The sequence below is a fragment of the Arthrobacter sp. Soil764 genome (assembly GCF_001428075.1).
Classification (GTDB): domain Bacteria; phylum Actinomycetota; class Actinomycetes; order Actinomycetales; family Micrococcaceae; genus Arthrobacter.
The window spans coordinates 65,099-89,597 of sequence record NZ_LMSI01000002.1 but is presented as its reverse complement, the minus strand read 5'-3'; the positions used below and the strand labels follow the sequence as shown (position 1 = coordinate 89,597).

General features: G+C 65.7%; 25 protein-coding genes. 13 read left to right on the top strand and 12 right to left on the bottom strand.

Going from position 1 to position 24,499, the window contains the following annotated elements; genetic code table 11:
- Positions 1-50: 50 nt before the first annotated feature.
- Positions 51-1,616, top strand: coding sequence for a PucR family transcriptional regulator (locus tag ASG86_RS02765; RefSeq protein ID WP_056329940.1), 1,566 nt, complete (start codon positions 51-53; stop codon positions 1,614-1,616).
- 15 nt (positions 1,617-1,631) lie between these two features.
- On the opposite strand, the gene ASG86_RS02760 is transcribed toward ASG86_RS02765, so the two are convergent.
- The 4 genes from ASG86_RS02760 to ASG86_RS02745 all read right to left on the bottom strand — a co-directional run bounded on the left by ASG86_RS02760 (position 1,632) and on the right by ASG86_RS02745 (position 5,867).
- On the bottom strand, positions 1,632-2,195 hold the full coding sequence (locus tag ASG86_RS02760) for a dihydrofolate reductase family protein (RefSeq protein ID WP_056329938.1): 564 nt from the start codon (positions 2,193-2,195) through the stop codon (positions 1,632-1,634).
- 48 nt (positions 2,196-2,243) lie between these two features.
- Entirely contained in the window at positions 2,244-3,074 is an 831-nt protein-coding gene (locus ASG86_RS02755) for an IclR family transcriptional regulator (RefSeq protein WP_056329934.1), read from the bottom strand.
- A gap of 73 nt (positions 3,075-3,147) precedes the next feature.
- Positions 3,148-4,404: an aminopeptidase P family protein gene (locus ASG86_RS02750; protein ID WP_056329931.1), complete on the bottom strand. Its 1,257-nt coding sequence runs from the start codon at positions 4,402-4,404 to the stop codon at positions 3,148-3,150.
- A gap of 92 nt (positions 4,405-4,496) precedes the next feature.
- Complete coding sequence (locus tag ASG86_RS02745) at positions 4,497-5,867, bottom strand: MFS transporter (protein WP_056329927.1); 1,371 nt, start codon at positions 5,865-5,867, stop codon at positions 4,497-4,499.
- Positions 5,868-6,134: 267 nt separating this feature from the next.
- On the opposite strand from ASG86_RS02745, the gene ASG86_RS02740 reads away from it, so the two are divergent.
- The 3 genes from ASG86_RS02740 to ASG86_RS02730 are packed head-to-tail and all read left to right on the top strand — an operon-like array spanning position 6,135 to position 9,855.
- Complete coding sequence (locus tag ASG86_RS02740; RefSeq protein WP_056329924.1) at positions 6,135-6,599, top strand: hypothetical protein; 465 nt, start codon at positions 6,135-6,137, stop codon at positions 6,597-6,599.
- On the top strand, positions 6,596-8,347 hold the full coding sequence (locus tag ASG86_RS02735; protein ID WP_056329920.1) for a DUF5671 domain-containing protein: 1,752 nt from the start codon (positions 6,596-6,598) through the stop codon (positions 8,345-8,347). Before ASG86_RS02740 ends, ASG86_RS02735 begins: the two co-directional genes overlap by 4 nt.
- 50 nt (positions 8,348-8,397) lie before the next feature.
- Entirely contained in the window at positions 8,398-9,855 is a 1,458-nt protein-coding gene (locus ASG86_RS02730; RefSeq protein WP_056329917.1) for a hypothetical protein, read from the top strand.
- Between the two features lie 462 nt (positions 9,856-10,317).
- Here ASG86_RS02730 and ASG86_RS02725 read toward each other — a convergent pair whose 3' ends face one another.
- The 3 genes from ASG86_RS02725 to ASG86_RS02715 all read right to left on the bottom strand — a co-directional run bounded on the left by ASG86_RS02725 (position 10,318) and on the right by ASG86_RS02715 (position 11,421).
- A complete protein-coding gene (locus ASG86_RS02725) occupies positions 10,318-10,566 on the bottom strand; it encodes a hypothetical protein (protein ID WP_056329914.1) in 249 nt (82 codons plus the stop codon).
- Between the two features lie 103 nt (positions 10,567-10,669).
- Positions 10,670-11,077, bottom strand: coding sequence for an SRPBCC family protein (locus tag ASG86_RS02720; RefSeq protein WP_056329911.1), 408 nt, complete (start codon positions 11,075-11,077; stop codon positions 10,670-10,672).
- Positions 11,074-11,421: an ArsR/SmtB family transcription factor gene (locus tag ASG86_RS02715; RefSeq protein ID WP_056329909.1), complete on the bottom strand. Its 348-nt coding sequence runs from the start codon at positions 11,419-11,421 to the stop codon at positions 11,074-11,076. Before ASG86_RS02715 ends, ASG86_RS02720 begins: the two co-directional genes overlap by 4 nt.
- A 314-nt stretch (positions 11,422-11,735) precedes the next feature.
- Here ASG86_RS02715 and ASG86_RS02710 point away from each other — a divergent pair, with 314 nt between their 5' ends.
- A complete protein-coding gene (locus tag ASG86_RS02710; protein WP_056329906.1) occupies positions 11,736-12,584 on the top strand; it encodes a LysM peptidoglycan-binding domain-containing protein in 849 nt (282 codons plus the stop codon).
- Between the two features lie 3 nt (positions 12,585-12,587).
- Here ASG86_RS02710 and ASG86_RS02705 read toward each other — a convergent pair whose 3' ends face one another.
- Positions 12,588-12,893: a hypothetical protein gene (locus tag ASG86_RS02705; RefSeq protein WP_056329904.1), complete on the bottom strand. Its 306-nt coding sequence runs from the start codon at positions 12,891-12,893 to the stop codon at positions 12,588-12,590.
- Between the two features lie 223 nt (positions 12,894-13,116).
- On the opposite strand from ASG86_RS02705, the gene ASG86_RS02700 reads away from it, so the two are divergent.
- From ASG86_RS02700 to ASG86_RS02685, 4 genes are all read left to right on the top strand, one after another.
- Positions 13,117-14,457 carry a pectate lyase family protein gene (locus ASG86_RS02700; RefSeq protein WP_235565074.1) on the top strand — a complete coding sequence of 447 codons (1,341 nt, stop codon included), beginning with the start codon at positions 13,117-13,119 and terminating at the stop codon, positions 14,455-14,457.
- The gene (locus tag ASG86_RS02695) at positions 14,457-16,337 is read left to right on the top strand and encodes a pectinesterase family protein (protein ID WP_056329898.1); all 1,881 of its coding nucleotides are present in this window, start codon (positions 14,457-14,459) and stop codon (positions 16,335-16,337) included. Before ASG86_RS02700 ends, ASG86_RS02695 begins: the two co-directional genes overlap by 1 nt.
- Before the next feature lie 93 nt (positions 16,338-16,430).
- Positions 16,431-16,790: a VOC family protein gene (locus ASG86_RS02690; protein WP_056329895.1), complete on the top strand. Its 360-nt coding sequence runs from the start codon at positions 16,431-16,433 to the stop codon at positions 16,788-16,790.
- Positions 16,791-16,883: 93 nt separating this feature from the next.
- Positions 16,884-17,168: a DUF427 domain-containing protein gene (locus tag ASG86_RS02685; RefSeq protein ID WP_056329892.1), complete on the top strand. Its 285-nt coding sequence runs from the start codon at positions 16,884-16,886 to the stop codon at positions 17,166-17,168.
- A 537-nt stretch (positions 17,169-17,705) separates the two neighbouring features.
- Here ASG86_RS02685 and ASG86_RS02680 read toward each other — a convergent pair.
- Positions 17,706-18,623 carry a patatin-like phospholipase family protein gene (locus tag ASG86_RS02680; RefSeq protein ID WP_056329889.1) on the bottom strand — a complete coding sequence of 306 codons (918 nt, stop codon included), beginning with the start codon at positions 18,621-18,623 and terminating at the stop codon, positions 17,706-17,708.
- A gap of 190 nt (positions 18,624-18,813) precedes the next feature.
- Here ASG86_RS02680 and ASG86_RS02675 point away from each other — a divergent pair, with 190 nt between their 5' ends.
- From ASG86_RS02675 to ASG86_RS20885, 3 genes are all read left to right on the top strand, one after another.
- Positions 18,814-19,287 (top strand): GNAT family N-acetyltransferase, encoded by a 474-nt coding sequence (locus ASG86_RS02675; protein ID WP_056329887.1) that lies wholly within the window; start codon positions 18,814-18,816, stop codon positions 19,285-19,287.
- A 120-nt stretch (positions 19,288-19,407) separates the two neighbouring features.
- On the top strand, positions 19,408-19,917 hold the full coding sequence (locus ASG86_RS20890) for an NYN domain-containing protein (protein ID WP_235565073.1): 510 nt from the start codon (positions 19,408-19,410) through the stop codon (positions 19,915-19,917).
- The gene (locus tag ASG86_RS20885; RefSeq protein WP_235565072.1) at positions 19,841-20,644 is read left to right on the top strand and encodes a hypothetical protein; all 804 of its coding nucleotides are present in this window, start codon (positions 19,841-19,843) and stop codon (positions 20,642-20,644) included. Before ASG86_RS20890 ends, ASG86_RS20885 begins: the two co-directional genes overlap by 77 nt.
- A gap of 127 nt (positions 20,645-20,771) precedes the next feature.
- Here ASG86_RS20885 and ASG86_RS02665 read toward each other — a convergent pair whose 3' ends face one another.
- Together ASG86_RS02665 and ASG86_RS02660 are read right to left on the bottom strand one after the other, a co-directional pair.
- A complete protein-coding gene (locus ASG86_RS02665; RefSeq protein WP_056329884.1) occupies positions 20,772-21,653 on the bottom strand; it encodes an SDR family oxidoreductase in 882 nt (293 codons plus the stop codon).
- Positions 21,646-22,596 carry a helix-turn-helix transcriptional regulator gene (locus tag ASG86_RS02660; RefSeq protein ID WP_200946113.1) on the bottom strand — a complete coding sequence of 317 codons (951 nt, stop codon included), beginning with the start codon at positions 22,594-22,596 and terminating at the stop codon, positions 21,646-21,648. Before ASG86_RS02660 ends, ASG86_RS02665 begins: the two co-directional genes overlap by 8 nt.
- Before the next feature lie 203 nt (positions 22,597-22,799).
- On the opposite strand from ASG86_RS02660, the gene ASG86_RS02655 reads away from it, so the two are divergent.
- Positions 22,800-23,786, top strand: a complete 987-nt coding sequence (locus tag ASG86_RS02655) for an aldo/keto reductase (RefSeq protein ID WP_056329879.1) — start codon at positions 22,800-22,802, stop codon at positions 23,784-23,786.
- A gap of 104 nt (positions 23,787-23,890) precedes the next feature.
- Here the strand turns inward: ASG86_RS02655 and ASG86_RS02650 are convergent, their stop codons facing one another.
- Entirely contained in the window at positions 23,891-24,364 is a 474-nt protein-coding gene (locus ASG86_RS02650; protein WP_056329877.1) for an SRPBCC family protein, read from the bottom strand.
- Between the last annotated feature and the right edge of the window lie 135 nt (positions 24,365-24,499).

Here is a 24,499-nt window from a genome sequence, read left to right as displayed (position 1 = left end):
AACAAGATACGATGTGTCGAGCAGATCCTCCTACTACGTTACGGAACGTCGTGTCAGTGTTTCTTGGCGAAATACTCGCCCACCCAGCCCTTGCCGCCGCCGACCCCCTGGTCCATCCGCTGGGTGCGGTGGCCGACGCGCAGCCGGTCCGCTGGGTCCACTCCAGCGAGGTGCTGGACATCGCTCCCCTGCTCCGGGGCGGCGAACTGCTGCTTTGCGGCGGGATTACGCTGGCCACGGCCACGCCGGCCAAACGCGAAGAATACGTGCGCGAACTGGCCCAGCGCGGCATTGCGGCGCTCGCCATCGAGACCGGCGGCGCCCTGCCGGAAATCCCGGCCGGCATGCTTGCCAAGGCCGAGGAATTCGGCCTACCAGTGGTGGAGCTGCGCAAGGTGGTGCCCTTTGTGGGCGTCATGCAGGCCATCAATTCCATGCTGGTCAGCGAGTCCGTGGGGCACCTGCAGCAGGCCGACGCCGGCACGCGCGCCATGGCTGCCGAGCTGGCCCACGGCGCCTCGCTCGACAAAATCCTGGGCGTGCTGGCAGGCATCACCGGTTCCGCCGTGACGCTCACCTCCCCGTGGGGAGTCACCATGGGCAGCGCCGTGCCGGAGGATTGGGAGGACGACGGCGATGCGGAGTCAGGCGGGCAGGACGCGTTTTCCAAGGTGGCCGGCGAAACAGTGGTCAGCGTGGACATCCCTGTGCGCGGGGTCCTCATGGGCCGGCTGGAGGTGCGTGTGCCGGATGCTGCGGACCTGGCCCTGGCGCAGGTGGCGGGGGAACGCGCCGTGGACATCCTGGGCCTGGCGCTGCTGCAGCACACCCCTCCCGGGCTGCATGCCCTGGCCGGCGCCGAACTGATGCGGGCAGTGCTCCACTCTGCCCCGGAGTGGCGCCTGGAGCAGCTCGCGCCGGCTGCCGGCTTCCCCATTGACTCCCCCGCCGTGGTGGCAGCTATCCACGCGGCATCACCGCAGGAGCTGCGTGGCACCGTCGAAACCTTCCTGAGCTCACAACGCATTCCGTGCGCGGCGTACCTGGACGACGCCGAACTGGTGGTCATGATCGGCCTGCCCTGCACGGACACTGCCGGTGAACGGCGGCAGCTACTGGAATCGCTCCGCGGTCTGGAAGGGGATCATGATGCGGTGATCGCCGTGGGTCCGGTGGCGGGTGGGGTGGCTGACGCTGCCTGGTCCCTGGCCGAAGCCCGACGCACGTTGGAGGTGCGCCAGATCCGGCGCCGGAATGCGTCGACGCGCAGGCGGTTTCCGGCCCGCGGCCTGGTGGTGGTGGACGCCGACGACGCCGCCGTGGAGAGCCTCTCCCTGACCTGTCTGGACGGCTCGGCGCGCGAGGCGTTCGTCAACCGGCACCTGCGCGCAGTGTTGGAGCATGATGCGCAGCGGCAGTCCCAGCTGCTGGAGACCCTGCAGGTGTGGCTGGACTCAGGCTGCAACACGGCGCAGTCCGCGCGGGAACTGCACCTGGAGCGGCAGTCGATGCACCACAGGCTGCAGCGGATTTTCGAGCTGTGCGGCGGCGACCCGCGGGGCACCGGGCGGCTCGCGGCGCTGCACCTGGCGGCACGGATGGCCGGGCTGCCGTAACTGGCCGCAGGGCGCTCAGCGCTTGGTCTCGTACCTCGTTAGCACCACACCGTCGGGGAACGTCCGGGTCTCCACCAGGCTCAGGTTCACCCAGTTGTCCAGGGCTGTGAAGTACGGTGTGCCGCCGCCTACCAGGACCGGGTGGGTGACCATCGCGTACTCGTCGATCAGCCCGGCCCGCATGGCCGCGGCGGCAAGGGTGGCACCGCAGATGTCCATGGAGCCGCCGTCGCCGGCCTTAAGCCGGCTGATCTCCGTGACCGCGTCGCTGGTGACCAGGCGGGTGTTCCAGTCGACTGTTCGGGTCGTGGAGGAGAAAACCACCTTCGGCATCTTCCGCCAGCGATGGGCGAACTCGACCTGCGCCGGTGTGACGCCCGGCTGCTGGTCGGCGGTGGGCCAGTGTGAGCTCATCGTCTCCCATAGTTTGCGCCCATACAGTGCCAGTCCCGTCGACCCCACCCGGTCGGACCACCATTGGAACAGCTCGTCACTCGGTGTGCTCCAGCCGAGGTCGTCACCGGGCGCGGCGATGTAGCCGTCCAGACTCACGTTCATGCCAAAGGCCAGTTTGCGCATGGCGCCAGTCTCCCGTGGGCCAGCAGTGGTTGTACAGACCTGCCAGCGTCAGTTTGCCGGCCGGCCGCCCAAGCGGTTGGTGACCTTGCCGGCGGCGGCTACGCAGGCCTCGCCCAGGCTCTCGAACTGCTCTTTCGACACCCGGAAGCGCGGTGCCGGGATCAGGACGGCAGCCACAACATCGCCGCGGTGGTCCCGGACGGGGGCGGCTACGCCCACCTCGTCCATGGACGATTCGCCGTAGTTTCCCGCCCATCCCCGTTGCGCCACGTCCTCGAGCCTGGCTTCGTAAGCCGCCAGCCCGGCGTCGTCCAGTCCTGGGAAGGTGATGGTTCCGCTGCGCAGCAGCTCCCGCACCCGCTCGGCCGGCAGGGTGGAGAGGAACACCTGGACGGAGGCGCTCATGGCGTCCCGGTAGCGCGCGCCAAGGGGCGTGGTGTGCTTGATCTGATGGTGGCTGGCGATCTGCTCCACGCAAATGGCCTCGTCCCCGTTCCACAGCATCAGCGCACTGGTCTCCCCGGTCTGCTCGGTCAACTGCCGCAGGACCGGGTACGCCACGCGCCGTTCCTCCATCTCGGCCAGCAGCGGTCCGGCGACGGCGATGAGCCCCAGTCCCAGCCGGAACCGCTTGGTTTCCGGGTCCCGTTCCACCAGGTTTTCCTGCTCGAAGGTGGCCAGGATCCGGGAAACGCTGCTCTTGTGCATGCCCACCCGGTTGGCGATTTCGGTGACGCCCAGCAGCGGTTCGTCGGCCGTGAAGGTGCGCAGGACGGCGATGGCATTGACGACGACGGACGCGCCTTTGGCGTCCGTCCCCCCGTTGGTGCCGCTGCCGTTGCTGTCGGAGGTTGTTGCAGGAGTCATGGTGGACACCATCTTTCCCTATCGGTGACGGCAGACGCCGAAAGCGGCGCCGTGGTACACGGCGCCGCTTTGGCTGTTCAGTTGGTTACCCCTGGATGATGTTGTGTTCCGGGCCGAACGGGAACTTGGTGATGTTCTCGACGGTGTTGTCGTCGCCGATGACCAGGATGTCGTGCTCGCGGTAGCCGCCGGCGCCTGGCAGGCCGTCGGCCACCGTGATCATGGGCTCCATGGACACCACCATGCCGGGTTCCAGCACGGTGTCGATGTCCTCGCGCAGTTCCAGGCCGGCTTCGCGGCCGTAGTAGTGGCTGAGGACGCCGAAGGAGTGGCCGTAGCCGAAGGTGCGGTTGGCCAGCAGGCCGTGGCTGATGTAGATCTCGTTGAGTTCGGCGGCGATGTCCTTGCAGACAGCGCCGGGCTTGATGAGCTCCAGGCCGCGCTTGTGGACCTCCACGTTGATGTTCCACAGTTCCAGGGACCGCTCGTCCGGCTGGCCCAGGAAGAGCGTGCGCTCCAAGGCGGTGTAGTAGCCGGAGGTCATGGGGAAGCAGTTGAGCGAGAGGATGTCGCCCTGCTGCAGCTTCCGGGTGGTGGCCCAGTTGTGGGCGCCGTCGGTGTTGATGCCGGACTGGAACCACACCCAGGTGTCGCGGACCTCGCGGTGCGGGAACGTGCGGGCAATCTCGTGCACCATGGCCTCGGTGCCGATCAGGGCCACCTCGTACTCGGTGATGCCCTCGCGGATGGCGTTGCGGATGGCTTCGCCGCCCAGGTCGCCGATGCGGGCGCCGTGCTTGATGACCTCGATTTCCTCGGCGGACTTGATCATGCGCTGGCGCATCGCGTCCTGCGAAACATCCAGGAGTTCTGCCCCCGGGAAGGCTGCGGCGATCTTCTCGCGGGTCAGGCCCGGGAGGAAGTCGTCCTCGACGCCCAGCCGGGAGGCCTTGACGCCGCGCTGGCGCAGGGCCTCCTGCAGGCCGAAGTAGAAGTTGTCGCGGCGCCAGTCGGTGTAGACGATGTTCTCGCCGTAGGAGGTGCGCCACGGCATGCCGGCGTCGATGTTCGCGGTGACGGTGACGGAGTCGTCCGCGGTGACCACCAGGGCGTAGTTGCGGCCGAACGTGGTGTACAGGAAGTCCGAGTAGTACTTGATGCCGTGGTAGCTGGTGAGGATGACGGCGTCCAGGTCCTTGGCGGCCATGATCCGGCGGAGCCCGCCCAGGCGGCGCTCGAACTCTGCGTCGGAGAACGTGAGTTTGCCCTTGGAGCCAATGTGGAGGACCTTGAGGCGCTCGAGTTCGGCGATGGATGAGGCGTTATCGGCGGTGATAGTCACAGGGGTGGTGCCTTTCTAATGGGTGCCAGCTGCTGTTGCTGCAGTTGGTGTTGGTTTGCGTGAGCGAGGTTGGTTTACGGGCCTCTGGTTGCTCAGAGGTGCTTGAGGGGCTTCCGCGACGTTTCGGCGGCGAACAGCACAGCCACCAGGGACACGGCGGAGGCGGCCACGAGGTACCAGCCGGGGGCCAGCTTGCTCTGGGTCAAGCCGATCAGCAGGGTGGCCATGAAGGGCGCGGTGCCGCCGAACAGCGCGTTGGAGAGGTTGAAGCTGACGGCAAAGCCGCTGTACCGGACCTTGGTGGGGAACAGCTCGGCAAGGAAGCTGGGCAGGGTTCCGTCGTTCAGGGTGAGCATGCCGCCCAGCAGGATCTGGACCAGGACGATGACCAGGAAGTTGCCGGTGTCCAGCAGCATGAAGGCCGGGACGGTCAGGAGCATGAACAGCACGGAGGCAGTGATCAGCATGCGCTTGCGGCCGAACCGGTCTGATGCGATGCCGGTGAGGAAGATGAAGCCGATGTAGCTGGCCAAGGCGATGGTGGTGGCCAGGAAGGATTCGGTGGACCCGAAGCCCAGTTCCTCGGAGAGGTAGGTGGGCATGTAGCTGAGGATGACGTAGAAGCCGACGGCGTTGAGCAGCACTGCGCCGCACGCGATGACCAGCTGTTTGCGGTAGGTCCGGAACATGTCCAGGGCAGGGGCTTTGGGCGTTGATTCTTCCTGGTCAGCCAGGGCGCGGAAGGCAGGAGTGTCTTCCAGCTTGGTGCGGATGTAGCGGCCGATCAGGCCCATGGGTGCCGCCAGGAGGAACGGCAGCCGCCAGCCCCACTCGTGCAACTGTTCGGTGCTGAGCACCGAGCTGAGGAGCGCAGCGATCAGGGAGCCCAGGAGCAGGCCCGCTGCAGTGCTGGCCGGCACCACCGCGGCGTAGAGTCCGCGGCGGTTGGCCGGCGCGTATTCCACCAGGAAGGCTGAGGCGCCTGCGTATTCGCCGGCTGCCGAGAAACCCTGGACCACGCGGACCAGGAGCAGCAGGAGCGGAGCCAGCATGCCGATGGTGGCGTAGCCCGGGATGAGGGCGATGCAGAAGGTGGAGACGGACATGATGACGATGGACAGTGACAGGGCTTTGCGCCTGCCCAGCTTGTCGCCGATATGGCCCCAGAAGAAGCCGCCCAGGGGACGGACGAAGAAGGAAATGGCGAAGACGCCGAAAGTTGCCAGGAGTGCGGTCTGACGGTCGGCTTCGGGGAAGAAGACGGAGGAGATGACGGCCGCGAGGTAGCCGTACACGGCGTAGTCGAACCACTCGACGAAGTTGCCGATGAAGCTCGCGGTGACCACCCGGCGTCGTACGTCTTTGCTGGGCACCGTATTGTCCACGCCATGCCCTGTCCGGGCAGGAGCATTGTCGTCGTTGGCAACGACTCCTGCGAGGGGTGAGGTTGATTCTTTACTCAATGGAACCACCAGTGAAAGTAGGAGTTGCATCTGTTGCAACGTGGTTGTTTCAAGATAGGCCGTGACGTGCGCCACAGTCAATAGGTGTCGCGCAGATTTCCGACTCGTATCTAACCAATGGCAGCACCATTGCACTACACCACGAGGAGGGCACGCCCTCCTTCACGCCGTTGCATCTGTTGCAACGTCGTTGACACGAGCGAATGCCAGCGGAAGACGGGTCCTAAGACACGGGCCAAAAACCCGCCTCTGCCGCATACTTGCGCCATGGACGTTGCAGCGCGAAAACCGGACCGCATCCTGCTCGCGCTTGTGGGCGTGGTGGTGGTTCTGGTGGTTGTTGCACTTGCTGTGGTGTTCACCCGGGGTGAGCCGGCCCCGCTGGATAAGTCCAGCCCCGCCGGTGTGGTCCAGCAGTACAGCAAGGCGGTGATCGATGGCGACATTCCCACCGCAGAGTCCTTCCTCACGCCAGGCGCCCGGAGCAGGTGCGGCGGCTCCTATTCCGGCGAGCCACGCCCCGCCCGGGTGGTGTTCATTTCGACGACGGAGCGCGCCGATTCAGCCACCGTGAGGGTTTCGATCGTCCAGTCATCACAGGGCGGACCGTTCGGCCCGTCGGAGTATGAGATGGAGGAGACCTTCGTGCTCCTTAAAGTGAATGGGAAGTGGATGATTGATCAGGTGCCGTATCCCCTGATGGCCTGCACCGCAATGCCGGTGAAGCCATGACGGCGCCCGCAGCCACCATGGCCCCCGCGCCAGCCAGCGGCCTGGCCACCCTCCGCCGGCTGATCCTTTACGTCCTGCTGTTTGCGTTGGTGGTCATCACGGCGTCAGGCCTCAGCGGACTGCTGGAACGCCTCTTCCGGACGGCGTCCACCCTCGCCGCGGGCGACGTCGCCGGGCTGGCCCTGTCCCTGGCCTTCACCCTGATCGGCGGCCCGCTGGCATTGCTGCTGTGGTGGTTCGTATGGAAGAGGCTTGACGACGCGGCGGAGCGGACAGCCGCCGGCTGGGGGCTCTACCTGACCGGAATATACGCAATCTCCCTCATCATCGCCACCACATCACTGTTGAATATGGCCGCTGCCTTGATTGGCATGGAACGAAACGACTGGTCGTCTTCGTTGGCCAACGGCCTTGTCTGGGGAGCCATCTGGTGGTGGCACCGGTGGATGTGGAAGCACCCGCTCAAATCCCCGCGGCATCTCGACGATATCCGGGTGCTCATCGGGTGGGTCTTTGGCTTGCTGCTGGGCGCAGGCGCGGCGATTGCCGCCCTCGGCGCACTGCTGGACGTCGCCATCCGAGGCTTCATGTCCACCGCCACCCTCGAACCCTGGTGGTTTCCCATTCTCCGGTCACTCATTTGGGCAACCGGCGGCGCGGTGGTGTGGTGGTGGCACTGGTTCAGGGAAGGCGGGCGGCGCTTCCAGACAGCACTGGTGGACGTCACCATCATCGCCGTAGGAATCTTCGTCGCCGGCATCACCGCGTTGGCCGGGCTGGGCGTCATCCTGTTTGTCCTCCTGCGGCTGGCGTTCGACCGCAGCGAGCCCATGAACGATCTGCTCGAACCGCTCGCCCCGGCCATCGCGGCCGCCGTCATCGGGGCTTTGGTGTGGCGGTACCACCGCACCGTGTCCGTCCACCGGTCCACCCGGACCCGCCGCGCCAGCCTCCTGGTGACCTCCGCCGTGGCGCTTGCCGCAGCGGCGTCCGGCGTGGGGGTCGTGGTTAACGCGTTGCTGGCGGCTGCGGTGTCGCCGCTGGCCGGCGGGGCGACGCGCACCCTGCTCTTGGGCGGCATCAGTTCACTGGTGGTGGGAGCGCCTGCCTGGTGGCTGGCCTGGAAGCCGAGGCACCAGCCGCGGACGGCGGACGACATTCCCCCCGGCCGGCGCCTCTACCTGGTGGCGTTTTTCGGTGTCAGCGCGGTGGTGGCGCTCATTACGCTGCTGGTCATTGGCTACCGGCTGTTCGAATTCCTGTTGGGCGACGTGTCAGGGGGAAGCCTTCTGGACCGCGTCCGGGCACCATTGGGACTCCTGGTGGCCGCCGGGCTGGTGGCGGGTTACCACTTTGCACTGTGGCGGCACGACCGGGCCCTGCTTGCTGCCGCGGCCCCGGTGCACCAGCGGGTGATTGACCAGGTCACGCTGATCAGCGGCTACGCTCCGGGCGCGGTGGACCCCGACGCTTTGGCGCGCGGCATTGCTGATGCCACCGGCGGCGCCAGGGTGAGCACCTGGCTCAGGGCGGACGACGACGGCGCCGGACTTCCACCGTCGTCAGTCCTTCCACCCGGGGTGGAGGAGGTCATCCGGCAGGTGGCAACGGCCCTGGAGGGCGTAACGGCCCGGCATGTCCTGGTGATTTCGGGGCCGGGTACGCGGCTGGAAACCCTCCCGCTGATTGCCCCCGAAGCCGTTGCCGTTCCGGGCGGCACGGCACCTGGCCGGGCCCTACGGCCCTAGCTGGTCCACCGGCGGAAGCCTAGCGTTGGTGCTGGCAAAGGAGGCCGCCGATGGCTGCTCGGGGAGTCGCGAAATGTAGCGCTACCGCTCTGGGCAGGAACAGCCGGCGCCGGCTCGGCTGCATCGCGGCCGTCCTGCTCGCCGTGGCCGGATGTTCCTCCGGAACCACCACTCCGGGCAGCAGCCCCGCCGCCAGCACGACGCTGGCCCAAGCATCACCAACCACGGGTTCAGGTTCCGCGGCGTCGCCGTCCAAGCCCTTCTCTGATGCGGAACTCGCGGCCATCATCAACACCGTGAACCATTCCCGCAATATGTCCTTTCCGCCAGCCCATGATTCGACCTCCCTTCGAAGCGGCGCCGTAAGCGGGTCCTTTGCCCCGACCAAGATGGAAACAGCGCCCGCGAACTGCCTTGTCTTCCTCCCCCAGGAACCCTTCTCCCGGTGGGCAGACAAAGACATCGCTTTTGCGGAAGGCATTATCCCTCCATCGGGCGGCCAGTCCACTCCCACGAGCACTGTCATGGTTGTCCTGCGGAGCGCGGAAAGGGACGCTATCGCCAAGGCTGACTTCGGCTACCCGGATGACCTGGCGTCCCGCTGCAGCCAGTTCGACCTGACCTATACGGCGTCCGGCCAAAGCTCCACGTATGCCCTCCACCTGCTTGCAGCTCCCACCATCGCAGAAAAGCAGCACGCCTTCATGCAGGTCACCAAGCCGAAGGGCCCGGGCGATATCGGCTCCGTGGGGCTGCGGGTCCTGGACGGGACGCTGTCCGTCACCCTCAGCCTCGCAGTGGCAAATCTCAACTCGGAGTCGGAAGCGAAGCCGGCCCTTGATGCCATGTCCGGACTTGCCGGGGAGCTCATTGACCAGGCACGGAAGGGCGCTCCCTCAGTGGCAGCGCCGCCGCCAAACTCCCTGTCGCCGGACCAGATGGTGGCCCTCTTCAAGGGCATCACCGGTCCCAACGCGGAGCCGGTGAGCCTGCCCCAGGCCAGGGTGCTCGCCTTACCTCCTGGCTCCACACCCACTGGCTTTTCACGGCCGCCCGACAGTCCATGCTCTTTCAATGAGGAGTCCTACATGGCCTCGCTGCTGGGGTCTGTAACCGGGCAGGGACAGATCCACGGGGTCAGCAAAATCGACTACACGGACTTCACCGTCATCAGCATGCCTTCGGCAATGGCGGCACCGTATCCGTTTGACTCCCGGGCAGAGCGGCTTCGCGGGTGCACCACTATTGAGGAACAATCATTCGGCGGCGGCAGCCGGCCCTGGTCATCGGTTTCCGCCCTTACCACCACCATCCCGGCCGACTCCAGCTACGCCGTGGCTTATCAGCTCTCCGACGGGACCGGGGAGTGGCACGTCCAGAGCGGAGCACGCAGGGGGACTTTGTCCATCGAGGCCAGCAGCCGGACGGCTTCCCAATCGGAAACACAGACCAAAGCGGACGCGCAGGCGGCCTTCTTCGGCGCTGTTTTCGAACGAGCCGGGAAGTGAACTTGAGATGCGGGAAGCGGGGAGCATGGAAACCATCCTCAAGATTTGCCAAGTTTATCCTGCAAGTGGATTAATGCTCTTCCATTGGCTTTGCAGGCTGCCTAGTGTGGCACACATGCTTGCCAAGGGGGATAAATGAATAGCACTGGTGAAGGTCCTCAGGACGCCGCAATCCAGGACACGCAGCAGGTGGCAGCGCCGAATTCCATGGACTCACAAGGCAACGTTGCCGAGTGGACGTCTGACTGCCTTCTCACACTCAAGAGTCCCATCCGCTTTATCCGGGCCGACTGGCCCTAAGCGGGGAACGCGCCGCCCGGGGACGGGCCACCTGGACCACCGGTATGACTCAGTGGAGCCATGTGCCCAACACGGCCAGCACACTGGTCCAGGTCGTTACCCGCCGTTTCAGGCCCGCCCGGCTTTCGCCAAACACCTGCTCCCTGGCGTCGAAGCCAGGAGTCAGCTTGAGGCGTCCCGCTCAATTTCTTCCGCGAGATCTTCCACTTCCTCGGGCCGGGCCTCAATGCCCGCTTCCTCAAAGCGCTCCTCAAGGACGTGTGTCACATCGTCCTGGACATGGCCCAGCTGGATGTCGTGGCGAACATCCTCGGCAATGCGTTCAGGCGTCTCATGGTGCTCGGTTCCGGCCACGATCTCGTCGTTGCCGTCAAAGGGGTCGTTGGCGCCGCCAGCTCCGGAATCAGTCATACTCCATCGTTACCCTTCGCTGTCCGGCAGTAAACGGGCAGTAGGAGCCAATGGAAACGGCCGACGGCGGGCGCGTCCCGCCGTCGTCCGTTTCCATTGGGTGTCAGGGGACGTCGGCGAGAATCCCGTCAATCCGGGCCAGCAGGCCCGGCCAGCCGTTGCCCATGCCTTCGATGGCCTGCCTGCCCATGGGGGTGTCGAGGCGGAATCCTGCGTGTTCATGGTGGAGGATCGTCCCGCCGTCGGCCGGCTCAAGCCGCCAGGTGATGGTGGTGTTAAGTATGCCCTCCGAGAAGAGGAAGCTGATGGACTTTCCCGGGTCCACGGTGAGGACCTCGCACTGCTGATGACCCCACACATCCATGTCCATGGTGAAGCGGTGGCCCACCACGGGTGCGATGTCGCCGGGCGCCCACCAGCGGGCCAGCAGTTCCGGCGTGGTCAATGCGGCCCACACCGCCGTGGCGGGGTGCGGAAAGCGGCGTTCCAGCCGGATAGCATTCTCGGTCATGACGGATTCTCCTCATCCAGAAGGTCTCCCAGCGCGTCCAGCCGCTGGTTCCAGTAGTGCTCGAAGTGCTTCACCCAGCCGCCGATCTCGGCAAGCCCGGCAGGCTGGAGGTGATAAACCCTGTTCCTGCCCTGCCGCTCCTCCCGCACCAGCCCCGCTTCGCGGAGCACGGCAAGGTGTTCGGACGCTGCCGGGCGGCTAAGGTCCAGCAGACCGGTGAGTTCACCGGCCGTCCTGGATCCCTGACGGAGCTCGTCCAGAATGATGCGCCGGGCCCGGTTGGCAACGGCGGCAAAGACATCGGGAAGCACCAGGACAATATATGTCGGAAATATCCGACGCATCAAGCGTTCCTTGAATCGGGCGGTAAACAGGCAGGAGTCCATCAACTAGGCTCACTTTTGGTCGACCGCCACCGCGGCCCGGCTACGAATGATTTTTTTTGGGGGAAATTGTGGTCGGATCCAGTGGCGTTTCAAGGGCGGGCAAGCGGAAGGGTCGGACGTGGCCTACGGCCGCCGCAGTAGCCGTCTTGCTGTCAACGGGCCTGGGAGGATGCACGTACGCCGATCCCCCAACCGCGGCGCAGCCAGCCGCCGCTACGCCCCCTCCGGCAGCTTCGGCCTCCGCCGCCAAATCCCTCCTCGGCGGAGAAACCGTGCGGGACTCGTTTGGCAACGCGGACTTTTACACCACGGTGGCAGGTGACACCTTGGCGGGGGTCGCAGCGGGCTACAAGCTGCCCGAGCGGAAGATTGCCCAATTCAATGCACTCGAGCCCGGAACCGGCCTCACTCCGGGCACCCGACTCCGCCTGATCCCAGACGGGCCGATGCCCGGAGCAAAGGGCCCCGCCACCGTTGATGCAGACGGAATCCCCACCAGCTACACGGTTGAGCCCGATGACACCCTGGGCGGCATTACCTACCGGTTCAACCTGACTGAAGAGCAGCTGGCCGAGGCGAACAAGGTTCCATTCACCTACGAAAGGGGCAGCATCTACTTCATTCAGGCGGGGAAAGTCGTTCAGCTTCAAAAGAAGCCGGTGGACAGCAGGTCCGGTTCAGGCGCATCGGTCAACAATTCGTTCGGCCAGACAGTCTTTTACACGACCGTAGACGGAGACTCGTTCGACAGCCTGGGCTACAAGTTCCGCTCAACCACCGCCCAGATCCTGCTGTACAACCCTGCGCTGTCAGCAAATGAACCTATCCCCGCGGGCACGAAGCTTCGACTGATACCCGGCGAGCTGAAAATCGAGGGCGCCCAGGGAACCTTCACCGCCGATGCCCAAGGGATCCCCCTGACCTACACCACCGCACCAGGGGACACCGAACGCCAGGTTTCCTTCCGCTTCGGCGTCGACCAACTGCGCTCGGCCAACCGCCCGAGCACGGGCACTGCCGGGGCTTGGTATGACTTCACCGACCTGCCCAACGGCGAGCTCGCACCGGGCCAGACCATCAGCGTGGCGCTGGACAAGCCCATCAACAATCCCGGGAGCTAACCCTTACAGCGGTTCCGGACCGGCCCGCCGGCCGAACCTGTATCCAGCCCAGAACGCGAGCAACAGCAGCCCAGCCGCGATCATTGCCAGGCCGGCCTGGGTCCCCTGCGTAATGAAGGCCGCGCCATTGGCGCTGAACGGCTGGTTGCTCAGCGGGGCGTAGGCAACCCAGCCGGTGAAATCCCGGTTCAAGTAGGCAATCAGGCAACCGACCAGCACCGCGGCGACGCCCAGCAACGGCACGACGGCGGCAGGAACTTTGGCGCGCCCGGACGGTGGGCGTTCCTCAGGTGTGATGTTTTCCCCCATGCGGACGAGTCTAGCCGCGAGCCTCGGCCAGCCGGGAAGCACCCAGCGGGTACTTCCGCCACTTGAGAAACATCCGCCACTCCTATTGCTGAGAAACCGCTTTCTCGGTATGGTCCTTGTCAGCGCTCACAAGCATCCGGCGGCAAAGCGGCCCTCGGACCAGGGCGCAGTTCATTCCAATGACGGAAGAGAGAACATGCGAAAAAGCAGTACGCACTTATCCATGTCTGCAGCCATTGCCGTGGCAGGAGCGCTCCTCATTGCCGGACCGGCAGGGGCTTCCCCAAACCCGGCGGCCGATCCCACCGCCCAGACCATCCGGACACCCCTTGAACGCCAGGTACTGCCAGCAGGAGATGGCTGGGCATCCGAAGGGACCGGAACCACCGGCGGATCAGCAGCCGAGTCGGCCAACGTTTACGACGTCTCCACCAAGGCAGAACTGCTGGCCGCCTTCGCCGCCGGCAGCCAGGCCAAAATTATCCGCATCCGTGGCAGCATCGACGCCAACACTGCTGCAGACGGCTCCCCGCTCACCTGCGAAGACTACGCCGCGGGCACCGGCTACAGCCTGGCGCAGTACCTCCAGGATTTTGATCCCGCCACCTACGGGCGGGACCAGGAGCCGGCAGGTCCGCAGGAGAATGCCAGGCGCCTGGCCGCCGCCAAGCAGGCAAAGACCATCCGGTGGGACATTCCCAGCAACACCACCATCGTTGGCGCCATGCCGGACAGCAGCATCACCGGCGCGGCCCTGCGCATCAACGGTGCCACCAACGTCATCCTCCGCAACCTCACGCTGAGGGACTCCGCCGACTGCTTCCCCGCCTGGGACCCCACTGACGGCACCGAGGGAAACTGGAACAGCGAGTACGACCTGCTGCAGGTCATCAACAAGGCCACGCACGTCTGGATTGACCATTCCGCTTTCACGGACGCTCCCAACCTGGACAGTTCGCAGCCGCTCTACTTCGGCCGCCCCTACCAGGTGCATGACGGTGCCGTGGATGTCACCAACGGCTCGGACCTGGTCACTATGTCCTACAACCGGTTCTCCGAGCACGACAAGCTGCTCCTGATCGGCTCCACCGATTCACCCACGCGTGGAGACCCCGGCAAGCTGCGGGTCACCATCCACCACAATGTCTTCGAAAACGTGGGCCAGCGCGCGCCGCGCGTCCGGTTCGGCCAAGTGGATGTGTACAACAACCACTTCAAGGTGACTGAAGACAGCGCCATCCCCTATGAGTACAGCCTGGGCGCCGGATTCAGCTCCCACCTGTACGCCGAGGCCAACGCCTTCACGCTCCCGGACGGGATCAGCGCCGCGGACATCATCGGCCGCTACAAGGGAACGGCAATCACCACCATCGCCAACGCGGTCAACGGCAAGATCACCGATCTGCGCGCGGAGTACAACGCGGCCGCAGCCCCCGCCGACCAGCTGGCCGAGGACACGTCCTGGACCCCAACCCTGCGTACCCACGTCCATCCGGCCCAGGCCGTGCCGGCGCTGCTCAAGGACTCCACGGGACCGGTCTTCACGGCGGGAGGCGACCTTTAATGGCTGCCATCCTGCCTAGCCGCCGCAGCGTCCTGACCGCGCTGGCACTCACCGCCGGGGCCGCGGCCTTCCCAGGAACGGGCATGGCGAACGCGCTCTCCCAAGCCGGCCCCGACACCACCAAACCGCGCACCAAGCCCGTCATCTTCGTTGTCGGGGACTCGACGTCGTCGGCCTACCAGCAGTCCGAACGCCCCCGTGCAGGCTGGGGACAGGCCCTGCCGCTCCTGTTGGGCCCGCAGGCAACGGTCTTTGACTACGCGTGGTCCGGCGCCTCCTCCAAGAGCTTCGCCGACGCCGGACTGCTGGACCGGGTGCTGGCCCTGATGCAGGCGGGTGACTACCTGCTGATCTCCTTCGGCCACAACGACGAAAAAGTGGCGGACCCAGCCCGCGGAACGCTTCCCGACACCACCTTCAAGGAGTACCTGGGCCGGTACATCGACGGGGCGCGGGCGCGCGGTGGCAAGCCTGTTCTTGTCACCCCGGTGGAACGCCGCCGCTTCGACTCCCTTGGCAATGCGAAGGACTCCCACGGAGCGTATCCGCAGGCTGTCAGGGAGCTCGCCGCCGCGACCGGCACTCCCGTGGTGGACCTCACGGCGTCCTCAAAGGACCTCTGGCAAAAGCTGGGGCCGGAAGGAACCAAGTCGCAGTTCCTGTTCCTGGCTCCAGGTGAGCACCCGCAGTATCCGCAGGGCTCTGAGGACAACACGCATTTCCAGGCCGCCGGCGCGGTGGCCGTGGCCCGCCTGGTGGGCCGCGAGCTGCAGTCCAAGGAGATCGTCCCGCCAGGCTACTTCCTGAACATCGACGCCGTCGCGGACCCCCTGCTGGAAATGTATTGGCCGGCCGAGCGGCCCGTGGATGTCCCGGTAACGCTCGACGTCGGCCCCGGCCGGGCGTTCGCAACGGTTCAGTCCGCCGTCGATTCCGTCCCCGCGGGCAGCCTCCAGCGGACCGTCATCAGGATCCAGCCCGGCACTTACCGGGAAGCCGTAAGGGTTCCGGCGGACAAGCCGCGGATCTCCTTCATTGGCCAGGGCGGCCGGCCGGAGGACGTGCTGCTGGTCTTCAACAACGCATCCGGCACGCCGAAACCGGGCGGCGGCGGGAACTTCGGCACCTCCGGCAGTGCGTCCGTCCGGATTGACGGGCCGGATTTCGTGGCGCAGAACCTGACCATCAGCAATGATTTCGACGAGGCCGCCAACATGGGGATGAAGGACCGCCAGGCCGTGGCGCTGCACATCACCGGGGACCGGTCGGTGCTGTCCAACGTCAGGCTGCTGGGCAACCAGGACACGCTGCTGGTGAACTCACCGGGCGCAGGCGTTCAGGCCCGGTTCTACTTTCAGGGCTGCTACGTGGAGGGCGACGTGGACTTCATTTTCGGCCGCGGAACCGCCGTGTTCAGTGGCTGCGAGATCAAGTCGCTGGACCGCGGCTCCACCACCAACAACGGTTATGTGACGGCGGGCAGCCAGGACCTGTCCATCTCGTACGGCTACCTCTTTGACCAGTGCCGGCTGGTCTCGGACGCGGCAAGGGACACAGTTCATCTCGGCAGGCCGTGGCATCCCAGCGGCGACCCGAAAGCCGTTGCCCAGGTCCTGGTTAGGGATTCCTGGCTCGGCGCCCACATCTCCGGCACCCCATGGACGGACATGAGCGGCTTCTCCTGGCGCGAGGCACGGTTCCACGAGTACAACAACCGCGGCCCCGGCGCGCAGGTTACGCCCGACCGTCCGCAGTTGCCCGAGGCTGAGGCGGGCAAGTACACGGTCAGGGCGTACCTGCAGGGGATGGACGGGTGGGCGCCGCAGCTCGCCGGTGCCAGGGCGGACTGCAGCGTGGTGCCGGCGGAGGTGGTTGCCTAGCTCTTGAGGGGATGCCCGGTTCCGGGATGGAGCCGGGCATTTTCCCTGTCCAGAAGCAGGACAGGCTGCCGGAACCGGGGTTAGGCTGGGCGGATGTTGACCATTGGAACGATCGTCCTCGGCGTCAACCACGTTGCCGCCGCCACCAAGTTCTGGCAGGAGGCCATCGGCTATGTCCCCCGGGAACCCGGTGACGACACGTGGGTGACCCTTGTGCCGGCGTCGGGCCCGGGCGCGGCACTGTCCCTCATGCTCAGCGAAACCCCGGCCCAGGCCTACCCGCGGATCCATCTGGACCTGTACGCGGACGACCAGGGTGCGGAGGTGGAGCGGCTGGTATCCCTCGGAGCCAAGCACGTGGACTGGGACATGTACCCCGATGACCCTGACTTCGTGGTCCTCGAGGATCCGGACGGAAATCGGTTCTGCGTCATCGACAAAAGCCCTCGGTAGAACCGCCGTCGGGAACAAGCCCGCCGTCCAGGCCGTTGGCACCCGTACGACACCTGCCGCATTCCATGCGGCGGCAGCGACGGAAGGAACCTCATGGTCAGGGCTATCTGGAACGGAAAAGTCATCGCCGAGTCCGCGGACACGGTGGTGGTGGAGGGCAACCACTACTTCCCGCGGGACACCGTCAACCCCGGTTACCTGCGGGACAGCGACAAGAACACCTTCTGCCCATGGAAGGGGCAGGCCAGCTACCACACCCTGGAAGTGGACGGCCAGCGGAACGAGGCCGCCGCCTGGTACTACCCCGATCCCAAGGACAAGGCCAAGCACATCGAGGACCGGATCGCCTTCTGGCGCGGCGTCACCATCGAGGACTAACAGGCAAACAGGAAGGACGACAGCGGGTGGTCACCTGCCGTCGTCCTTCCTGCGTCATTGCTGTTACCGCCTTGAGGGCGGGCGGCCAGGCTAGGAGTTCCAGCCGCCCGCTGGCCCGGTCAGCGCCGATTCTTTCGGGGCTTCACAACATTGAGTTCGCCACTCTCATGCTTTGCTTTTTTGTCAGCCCGTTTTTCGAGGATCGACTTGCCGACTTTCTTTGCGGCGCTGCTTCTGGGGGATTTTCCGGACATCGGAATCACGCCTTTCCTTGCTCGCGTACCCGCAACCCTACGCCCTTTTATTTTTTTAGCCAGCCCTCCGGGCGTCCCGCTATTCGGGGCGGTTTGCCTGCTGGCACGGCACTCATGGCATGACGGATCCGGTTACGAAAAATTCCTCAATTGACGGCCAGTAGGGATCTTCAGGCTTTCCTTGTCATTTCCAGGAATATCAACAAAAACATTAATGAACAGGTTTTCCGACGCACTGTCACCACTGCTCGGTTCCGCAATTCCCGCAGTAAAACATTCGGCTTCAGCACCAGAATTCGGTGAGCTGCCGGGCAAGCGCTTCACCTTGGCGGTACCCCGCGCGCGCGGCTGCCGGTCGCAGTGAAAAGTCCATCGCATTGGCGCCGAACATGTGCTCGGCATCGCCGTCGGGCAAGATCGTTTCCACCCTGCTCCCGCCTGCCCGCAGCTCCTCCACCTGCGCTGCGAGCTGCATGCCCCACTCCAGCGGCATCCGGGTCCTGCCGCCGAAGGGCGAGAGCACCAGGACGCGCCCGTGTCCCGCCGCAAGGTCGGCATTTTCGTTGCGCCGGTAACCGCCGTCGATATAGCGCCTGTCCCCGATCCCATAGGCGAACCCGCTGGCACAGCTGGCGGCAACGGCGTCCACCAGGTCCACGCCGCTGCTGCTGTCGAACACGACCGGTTCGCCGGTGTGGGCATCAACGGCCGTGATGAACAGCCCGTGATGTGGCCAATCCCGGCCCAGTAGCCGCGCGGCCACGGTCTCGCGCCAGCGTGCGGTCGCGTCATAAGCGGAGGCCAGGTCCAGGGCCAGCGCACCCATCCTGCGGCGCATGTCCGCTGCATCTTCGGAGGAGGCGATGATCCTGCCCGTCCGTTCCAGGTGATCAGAGACCGGCCTGGCGGGAGCGGGTCCGTTGCCGGGTACAGGCGGAGCAACGCGGGGCCGGGATGTTTCGAGGACCGCGGCGTAGAGGTCGGTGAGCCCGGCGCCGGCAATCTGCGCCGCTGCGGTGGACCCGGCCGAGGTGCCGACGACCAGGTCCGCGTCCGTCACGTCCAGGCCGGCATCGGCCAGCCCGGTGAGAACGCCGATCAGCCACGCATTGCCGGTTGATCCGCCGCCGCCAAGGACCAGTGCGCGCCCGGAAGCCGCCGTCGGGGTGGGGTGAGGAGTTGAAGAGGGTGTTGGGTTCATGGGAGTCGCCTTTCGCGAATAGCCTGTTTCGGCGCTCCCGGCGGCGGCTGGGTCAGCCGCGCGATCGTGGGCTGCGGGGAGCACCCATTGCGGATACAGCATTCATGGGTCTCACCTCCTGCGGTCGGGTCACGATCACGGGAATCATGGCACAGCCGTGAAGCGGGCGCAACAGGTACATTTGAGGGCGATGATTCGCATAGACCGGGACAGCCCCACGCGTGACGACGTCCACCTCCTCCTCAGCGAGCACCTGGCCGACATGTTCGCCACCTCGCCGGCGGAGAGCGTCCATGCCCTGGACCACTCGGCGCTGTCCGCGCCCCCGATAACGTTCTGGACGGCCCGGGAGGAAGGCGACCTGCTGGGGTGCGGCGCGCTCAAACTCCTGGACTCCCCCACCGGCCCGGCAAGGCACGGCGAGATCAAATCCATGCGTACCGCCGCCACCGCACGAGGACGGGGTGTGGCCACCCTCATGCTCCGGCATATCCTGGACCACGCCCGTGCACGGAACCTTGAGCACGTCTACCTGGAGACGGGAACCGAGGACTACTTCGCTCCCGCCCGCCGCCTTTACGCCCGGCACGGTTTCACGGAGTGCCCGCCGTTTGCCGACTACGTCCTGGACCCCAACAGCGTGTTCATGAAGCTCGGCCTTTAGCAAGGCACGTGCCCGGCACATAGCAAAGCGAACGACGGCGGGTGGGCACCCGCCGTCGTCCCTCCTGCGTTTAGGCGCGTACTGGTTACCCCTGCCGGGCGTTGCTGGCACACTGAGCCAATGAATGAGGCGCTCCCACCCACCCGGCGGCCCGGCATACGTGCTGCGATGTTCGTTGACTTCGATAATGTCTTCACCGGCCTGCAGGCCATCGATCCAGAGGCGGCGAAGCGTTTCGCCGAGGACCCCAAACATTGGGCCGAGGCACTGTCAGCCGGCGACTCCGGCAAAAGCGCCCGCCGCTTCCTGATCCGCAACTGCTACCTGAACCCGACGGTGTACTCGAAGTACCGGACCTACTGGACCCGCGCCGGGTTCCGCGTGATCGACTGCCCGTCGCTGACACAGCGGGGTAAAAGCAGCACTGACATCAACCTGGTTCTTGATGCCATGGACGCGCTTTCCGGAAGCGTTGGCATCGAAGAGTTCTTTATCGCTTCTGCGGATGCGGGACTTCACGTCGCTGATACAGCGGTTCCGCGCCGCCGACCGGATGACCACCGTCATCGCGGCCGGCGCCGTGGCCTTCGCGTACCGGGAGATGGCGGACCATGTGGTGGAGTCCCATGACTTCGTTGCCATCCTCAACGGCACCCCCAGCGAGCCCATTCACATGGTCACCTCCGGGAATCAACGCCAGGCCCCCGCCGCAACGAAGACCAAAATCAAGGCGGCTTCGCCGGGTGTCCGGGAGGTGCTGGAGTTCGTCCGTACCGCCCCGGGCCCGGTAGTCGGAGCGATGGTTGCCCACCGTGCCCTCGCCGCAGATCCTGCCCTGAAGACGGACTGGGGCGGTTTTGGACGATTTGGAACGTGGGTCTCCCAGATTGGCAAGGATATCGAGTATTCGTCGGCGCAGGGCGGCTGGGTTTGGGACGCGAAGCGGTTTTCAAGTGACGATCTTCCGGCTCCCGCTGACAAGCAGCCGGGCGTCGAGGAGCAAGTCACGCGGGTAACGGATGTCCCGGCACTCTCGGCCGCCCAGTTCCGGCAAATCTTCCAGTCCATGGCCACCCGGCTCCGCGGGCATCCGGCCAACCGCACCGAGCTGTCACGGCAGGTCCGGGATGATTGCGTCAGCGCGGGTGAGCCCGTGTCCCGGAACGCCGTGAGTTTCGTGCTGCAGGGCCTGTCCTACGCCGGCTTCCCGCTCAGTGATGAGGCAACGGCAGCCGAACTGGCAGTTGCCTGGACACGGTACGTGGAGGAACTGTGCCGGGTTGCGTCGCTCGAGTTCGACGCCGACGAGCAGCTCGCGGTCCGGCGTTGGGCCAGCGGTGGGTTGTTGGATACCTAGCACTCCCCAGCCGAGGATCGGGAACTTTACGCGGCCTTCAAGCATTTCCGGCTCCAACCAACTTGCCCGGCACCTAAGGAACGCGGACGACGGCGGGTGAGCGCGCGCCGTCGTCCGCTTTTGTCTGTCAGGAATCGCTGAAGGCGAGGTTGCCGGAGAGGTCCCGGTGGGCGTCTGCTTGGTCCTGAAGCAGCTTGGCCCGCGCCTCGAAGGTGTCCACGGCGTCGGCGCCAGCAGCGAAGCGCAGCGGCGGCTCGGCCAGCTCAGCCAGCTGGATCAGCGCATCGGCGAGCTTAGCGGGGTCTCCCCACTGCTGGCCGTCCATGCTCTTCCAGGTTTTGACTGTCTGCTCCGTGCGCTCGGCGTAGTCCTCGATGGTGGAGTCCGCATAGCTGGTGGACTCCGGGGTGAGCAGTTCAGTGCGGAAGAAACCCGGTTCCACGAGCATGGACCGGATGCCGAACGGCGCGACCTCGGGGGCCAGCGACTCGGCCCAGCCCTCAAGACCAAACTTGGACGCGGCATACGCGGTGAGGAATTCCCCGCCCGCGATCCCGGCCGTGGAGGAGATGGTGACCAGCAGGCCGGACCGCTGGGCACGCAGGACCGGCAGGGCCGCCCGGGTGACGTTCATGGGACCGAACATGGTGGTTTCGATCTGGGTCCGGAAGTCCTGCGGGCTGATTTCCTCGAAGAAGCCGGCATAGAAGTTGCCAGCGTTGTTCACCAGCACGTCAACTCGGCCGAACCGGTCCACTGCCGCCTGCACTGCAGCAGCGGCGTCATCGGGGTTGGTGACGTCAAGCTTCACAGCGAGGAGGTCCTTGTGGCTGCCGACGGCCTGGGCCACCTTTTTGGGATTGCGGCCCGCGGCGACGACGGCGTGCCCGGCCGCCAGCGCAGCCTTGGCGATATCGGTGCCCAGGCCGCGGCCGGCGCCGGTGATGAACCAGACCTTCTGGCCGGTCCTGCTGGTAGTCGAATTCGTAGGGAGGGTCTGTTCAGTCATGGGATTGTTCTGTCTTTCCTGTGATGGGTGTTTCTGCCTGCGCGCTGAGGCGTGGCGGGATGGAGGATGGCGGTGACGCCCAGCTGGCGAGGAATGCAAGCGCACTTTCCGAGGCCGAGCCCGGCTCTGCCGTGAAGGTGAACAGGGTCTGTCCCTGGTCGCCGGGCAGGTGCAGCGTCTCGAACTGCAGGGACAGGTCGCCGGCAACCGAGTGGTGGAAGCGCTTGGTTCCGGTTGTGTGGATCCGGACGTCGTGCCCTGCCCAGAGCGCGGCGAACAGCCCGCTGCGGGTGGTGAGCTCCCCCACCAGCTCGTTCAGCAGCCGGTCGTGCGGGTTCCGGCCCGATTCCGATCGCAGCATGGCCACCGTGGTGGCAGCCACGGCCTTCCAGTCCGGGTACAGGTCGCCGGCGCCCGGGTCGAGGAAGAGGTAGCGCGCCTGGTTTGGCAGCTTGCCGGGAAGGTCCGGGCCGGACGACACGCCGGAGTTGAACACGTTTGCGTACAGCGCCCGGGCCAGGAGGTTGGCGGCGAGCACGTCCGAACGGCCGTTCTGGACCAGGGCGGCGACGCCGGTCATCCCGTCCAGGAGCCGCAGCACGCCGGGGCGGACCCGCTGCTGCGGCGGCCGCCCGGGCGTCCGGCGCCTGGGTGCGTTGGCCGTGCGGGCCAGGTCCATCAGGTGGCCGCGCTCGGCCTCGTCCAGTTGAAGTGCGGAGGAGACCGCTTCCAGCACTGAGTCTGAGACACCGCGGAGGCTGCCACGTTCCAGCCGGGTGTAGTAGTCGGTGCTCACTCCGGCGAGCTGTGCCACTTCCTCACGCCGGAGCCCCGGGACCCGGCGCAGCTCCCCGTAGCTGGGGATTCCTGCCTGCTCCGGGCTGATCTTCGCGCGGCGCGAGATCAGGAACTCACGGATGTCGTCTTTTCTATCCACACCCATCACGCTACGCAGCGGGGCCGGCCGGTGGCAGTGTCCACCAGACACCCCCAACTCGCTGGCGGACCGAGGCAGCCGACGTACAAGGGTGGCCCTGCCAGAACCCGTTTCAGCAGGGACTCCCTTAAGCGCCCGGGACGCCGTTGACTGGAGTAAAGCCGCACGGGGGTGACGGCAGGTATGACGGCAACGGACGAGGAGACATCATGCATACACGGACACTTGGGCAGGGCCTGCAGGTTTCGGCGATTGGACTTGGCTGCATGGGTATGTCCCAGAGCTACGGTCCCAACCCTGGGGACCGCCAAGCCATGATCGGGGTGCTGCGCGACGCGGTGGGGATGGGGATTAACTTCTTTGACACGGCCGAGGTATACGGCCCCTTCGTCAATGAGGAACTCGTGGGCGAGGCACTCGCGCCGGTCAGGGACGAGGTGGTCATTGCCACCAAGTTCGGGTGGCGGATAGAGGACGGCAAGTCCGTGGGGCTCGACAGCTCCCCCGAGCGGATCAAACACGTAGCTGACGAGTCACTGCGCCGGCTGCGCGTGGACACGCTCGACCTCTTTTACCAGCACCGGGTCGATCCCAATGTGCCGATCGAAGAAGTGGCAGGTGCCGTTGGTGAGCTTATTCAGGCCGGAAAAGTCCGCCACTTCGGCCTGTCCGAGGCCTCGGCTGCGACCATCCGGGCCGCCCACGCCGTGTATCCGGTGACGGCGGTCCAGAGTGAGTATTCCCTGTGGACGCGTGACCCTGAGCCGGAGGTGCTGCCCACCCTGGCGGAGCTGGGCATCGGTTTCGTGCCGTTCAGCCCGCTCGGCAAGGGCTTCCTGACCGGAACCGTGGATAGGTCCACGCAGTTCTCCGAGGGTGACGTCCGCGGCACGATTCCGCGTTTTTCACCTGACAACCGCGCCGCCAACCAGGCATTGGTGGATCACGTGGCCGGACTCGCCGCCGCCAAAAACGCCACGCCCGGACAGATTGCGCTGGCGTGGCTTCTGGCACAGCAGCCGTGGATTGTGCCGATCCCCGGGACCCGCCGCCGCGAGCGCCTGGCGGAAAACGCGGCCGCGGCGACCGTTGCCCTGTCCGCCGATGAAGTCGCGGACCTCAATGCAGTCGCCGCCCGGATCGGCGTGCAGGGAAACCGCTACAACGACCTGCACATGGGGCTTGTTGGGCGATAACCCCCTGGGTGGGTAACAGCTAAGGAGGGCGGACGACGGCGGGTGCGCACCCGCCGTCGTCCGCTTCCTGTTTCCCGGGCTCGTTTCCTCAGCCGCCGGCACTTCTACAACTGTCCGGTAGGGCCGGTGTCCTTGACTTCGCCGCGCCAGCCGCCGGTTTCGGTACCGCGCGATTCGACGAAGTCCTTGAACTTCCGCATGTTCGCCTTCACCTGCATCTCGTCGACTTTCAGGGCTGCGCCGGCTTTTTCGGTGACGGTTTCGGGCGCCCACTCGAAATGGACTTTGACCTTGGTGTGGTTGGCATCCAGCGGCGTGAACCTGATGATTCCGGCGTGGGAATTGCCGTCGGTGCTGCGCCAGGCGATGCGGTCGTCCGGCTCCTGGTCAACTATTTCAGTGTCGAATTCGCGCCGGACGCCACCCACCTTGGTGACCCAGTGGTTGGTGGTGTCGGTGAGCTGGGTTACGGATTCCACCCCGGGCATGAACTGCGGAAAGGATTCGAACTGGGTCCACTGGTTGTACGCGGTGCGCACCGGTACGGCGACGTCAACGGTCTCTTCTACGTGTTCCATCTGCTGCCTCCTCAAGACGGACGGCTGCAACAGCGGACCGGCAGGGCTTGCCATCCTGCCAGTCAGGCAGCCGCCACCCTTTCACGATAAATCCGGCCGCAACCAGGGTCCAGACCTCCACAAAGAAACGGTCGA

What these genes read in the sequence shown, in the direction of transcription:
- ASG86_RS02715 (WP_056329909.1), bottom strand. Translation starts at nt 11,421, where the DNA reads ATGCGTCGGATATTTCCGACATATATTGTCCTGGTGCTTCCCGATGTC.
- ASG86_RS02700 (WP_235565074.1), top strand. Translation starts at nt 13,117, where the DNA reads ATGTCTGCAGCCATTGCCGTGGCAGGAGCGCTCCTCATTGCCGGACCG.
- ASG86_RS02660 (WP_200946113.1), bottom strand. Translation starts at nt 22,596, where the DNA reads ATGGGTGTGGATAGAAAAGACGACATCCGTGAGTTCCTGATCTCGCGC.
- ASG86_RS02735 (WP_056329920.1), top strand. Translation starts at nt 6,596, where the DNA reads ATGACGGCGCCCGCAGCCACCATGGCCCCCGCGCCAGCCAGCGGCCTG.
- ASG86_RS02650 (WP_056329877.1), bottom strand. Translation starts at nt 24,364, where the DNA reads ATGGAACACGTAGAAGAGACCGTTGACGTCGCCGTACCGGTGCGCACC.
- ASG86_RS02665 (WP_056329884.1), bottom strand. Translation starts at nt 21,653, where the DNA reads ATGACTGAACAGACCCTCCCTACGAATTCGACTACCAGCAGGACCGGC.
- ASG86_RS20890 (WP_235565073.1), top strand. Translation starts at nt 19,408, where the DNA reads ATGAATGAGGCGCTCCCACCCACCCGGCGGCCCGGCATACGTGCTGCG.
- ASG86_RS02705 (WP_056329904.1), bottom strand. Translation starts at nt 12,893, where the DNA reads ATGGGGGAAAACATCACACCTGAGGAACGCCCACCGTCCGGGCGCGCC.
- ASG86_RS02680 (WP_056329889.1), bottom strand. Translation starts at nt 18,623, where the DNA reads ATGAACCCAACACCCTCTTCAACTCCTCACCCCACCCCGACGGCGGCT.
- ASG86_RS02655 (WP_056329879.1), top strand. Translation starts at nt 22,800, where the DNA reads ATGCATACACGGACACTTGGGCAGGGCCTGCAGGTTTCGGCGATTGGA.
- ASG86_RS02690 (WP_056329895.1), top strand. Translation starts at nt 16,431, where the DNA reads ATGTTGACCATTGGAACGATCGTCCTCGGCGTCAACCACGTTGCCGCC.
- ASG86_RS02675 (WP_056329887.1), top strand. Translation starts at nt 18,814, where the DNA reads ATGATTCGCATAGACCGGGACAGCCCCACGCGTGACGACGTCCACCTC.
- ASG86_RS02695 (WP_056329898.1), top strand. Translation starts at nt 14,457, where the DNA reads ATGGCTGCCATCCTGCCTAGCCGCCGCAGCGTCCTGACCGCGCTGGCA.
- ASG86_RS02760 (WP_056329938.1), bottom strand. Translation starts at nt 2,195, where the DNA reads ATGCGCAAACTGGCCTTTGGCATGAACGTGAGTCTGGACGGCTACATC.
- ASG86_RS02755 (WP_056329934.1), bottom strand. Translation starts at nt 3,074, where the DNA reads ATGGTGTCCACCATGACTCCTGCAACAACCTCCGACAGCAACGGCAGC.
- ASG86_RS20885 (WP_235565072.1), top strand. Translation starts at nt 19,841, where the DNA reads ATGACCACCGTCATCGCGGCCGGCGCCGTGGCCTTCGCGTACCGGGAG.
- ASG86_RS02740 (WP_056329924.1), top strand. Translation starts at nt 6,135, where the DNA reads ATGGACGTTGCAGCGCGAAAACCGGACCGCATCCTGCTCGCGCTTGTG.
- ASG86_RS02725 (WP_056329914.1), bottom strand. Translation starts at nt 10,566, where the DNA reads ATGACTGATTCCGGAGCTGGCGGCGCCAACGACCCCTTTGACGGCAAC.
- ASG86_RS02730 (WP_056329917.1), top strand. Translation starts at nt 8,398, where the DNA reads ATGGCTGCTCGGGGAGTCGCGAAATGTAGCGCTACCGCTCTGGGCAGG.
- ASG86_RS02720 (WP_056329911.1), bottom strand. Translation starts at nt 11,077, where the DNA reads ATGACCGAGAATGCTATCCGGCTGGAACGCCGCTTTCCGCACCCCGCC.
- ASG86_RS02685 (WP_056329892.1), top strand. Translation starts at nt 16,884, where the DNA reads ATGGTCAGGGCTATCTGGAACGGAAAAGTCATCGCCGAGTCCGCGGAC.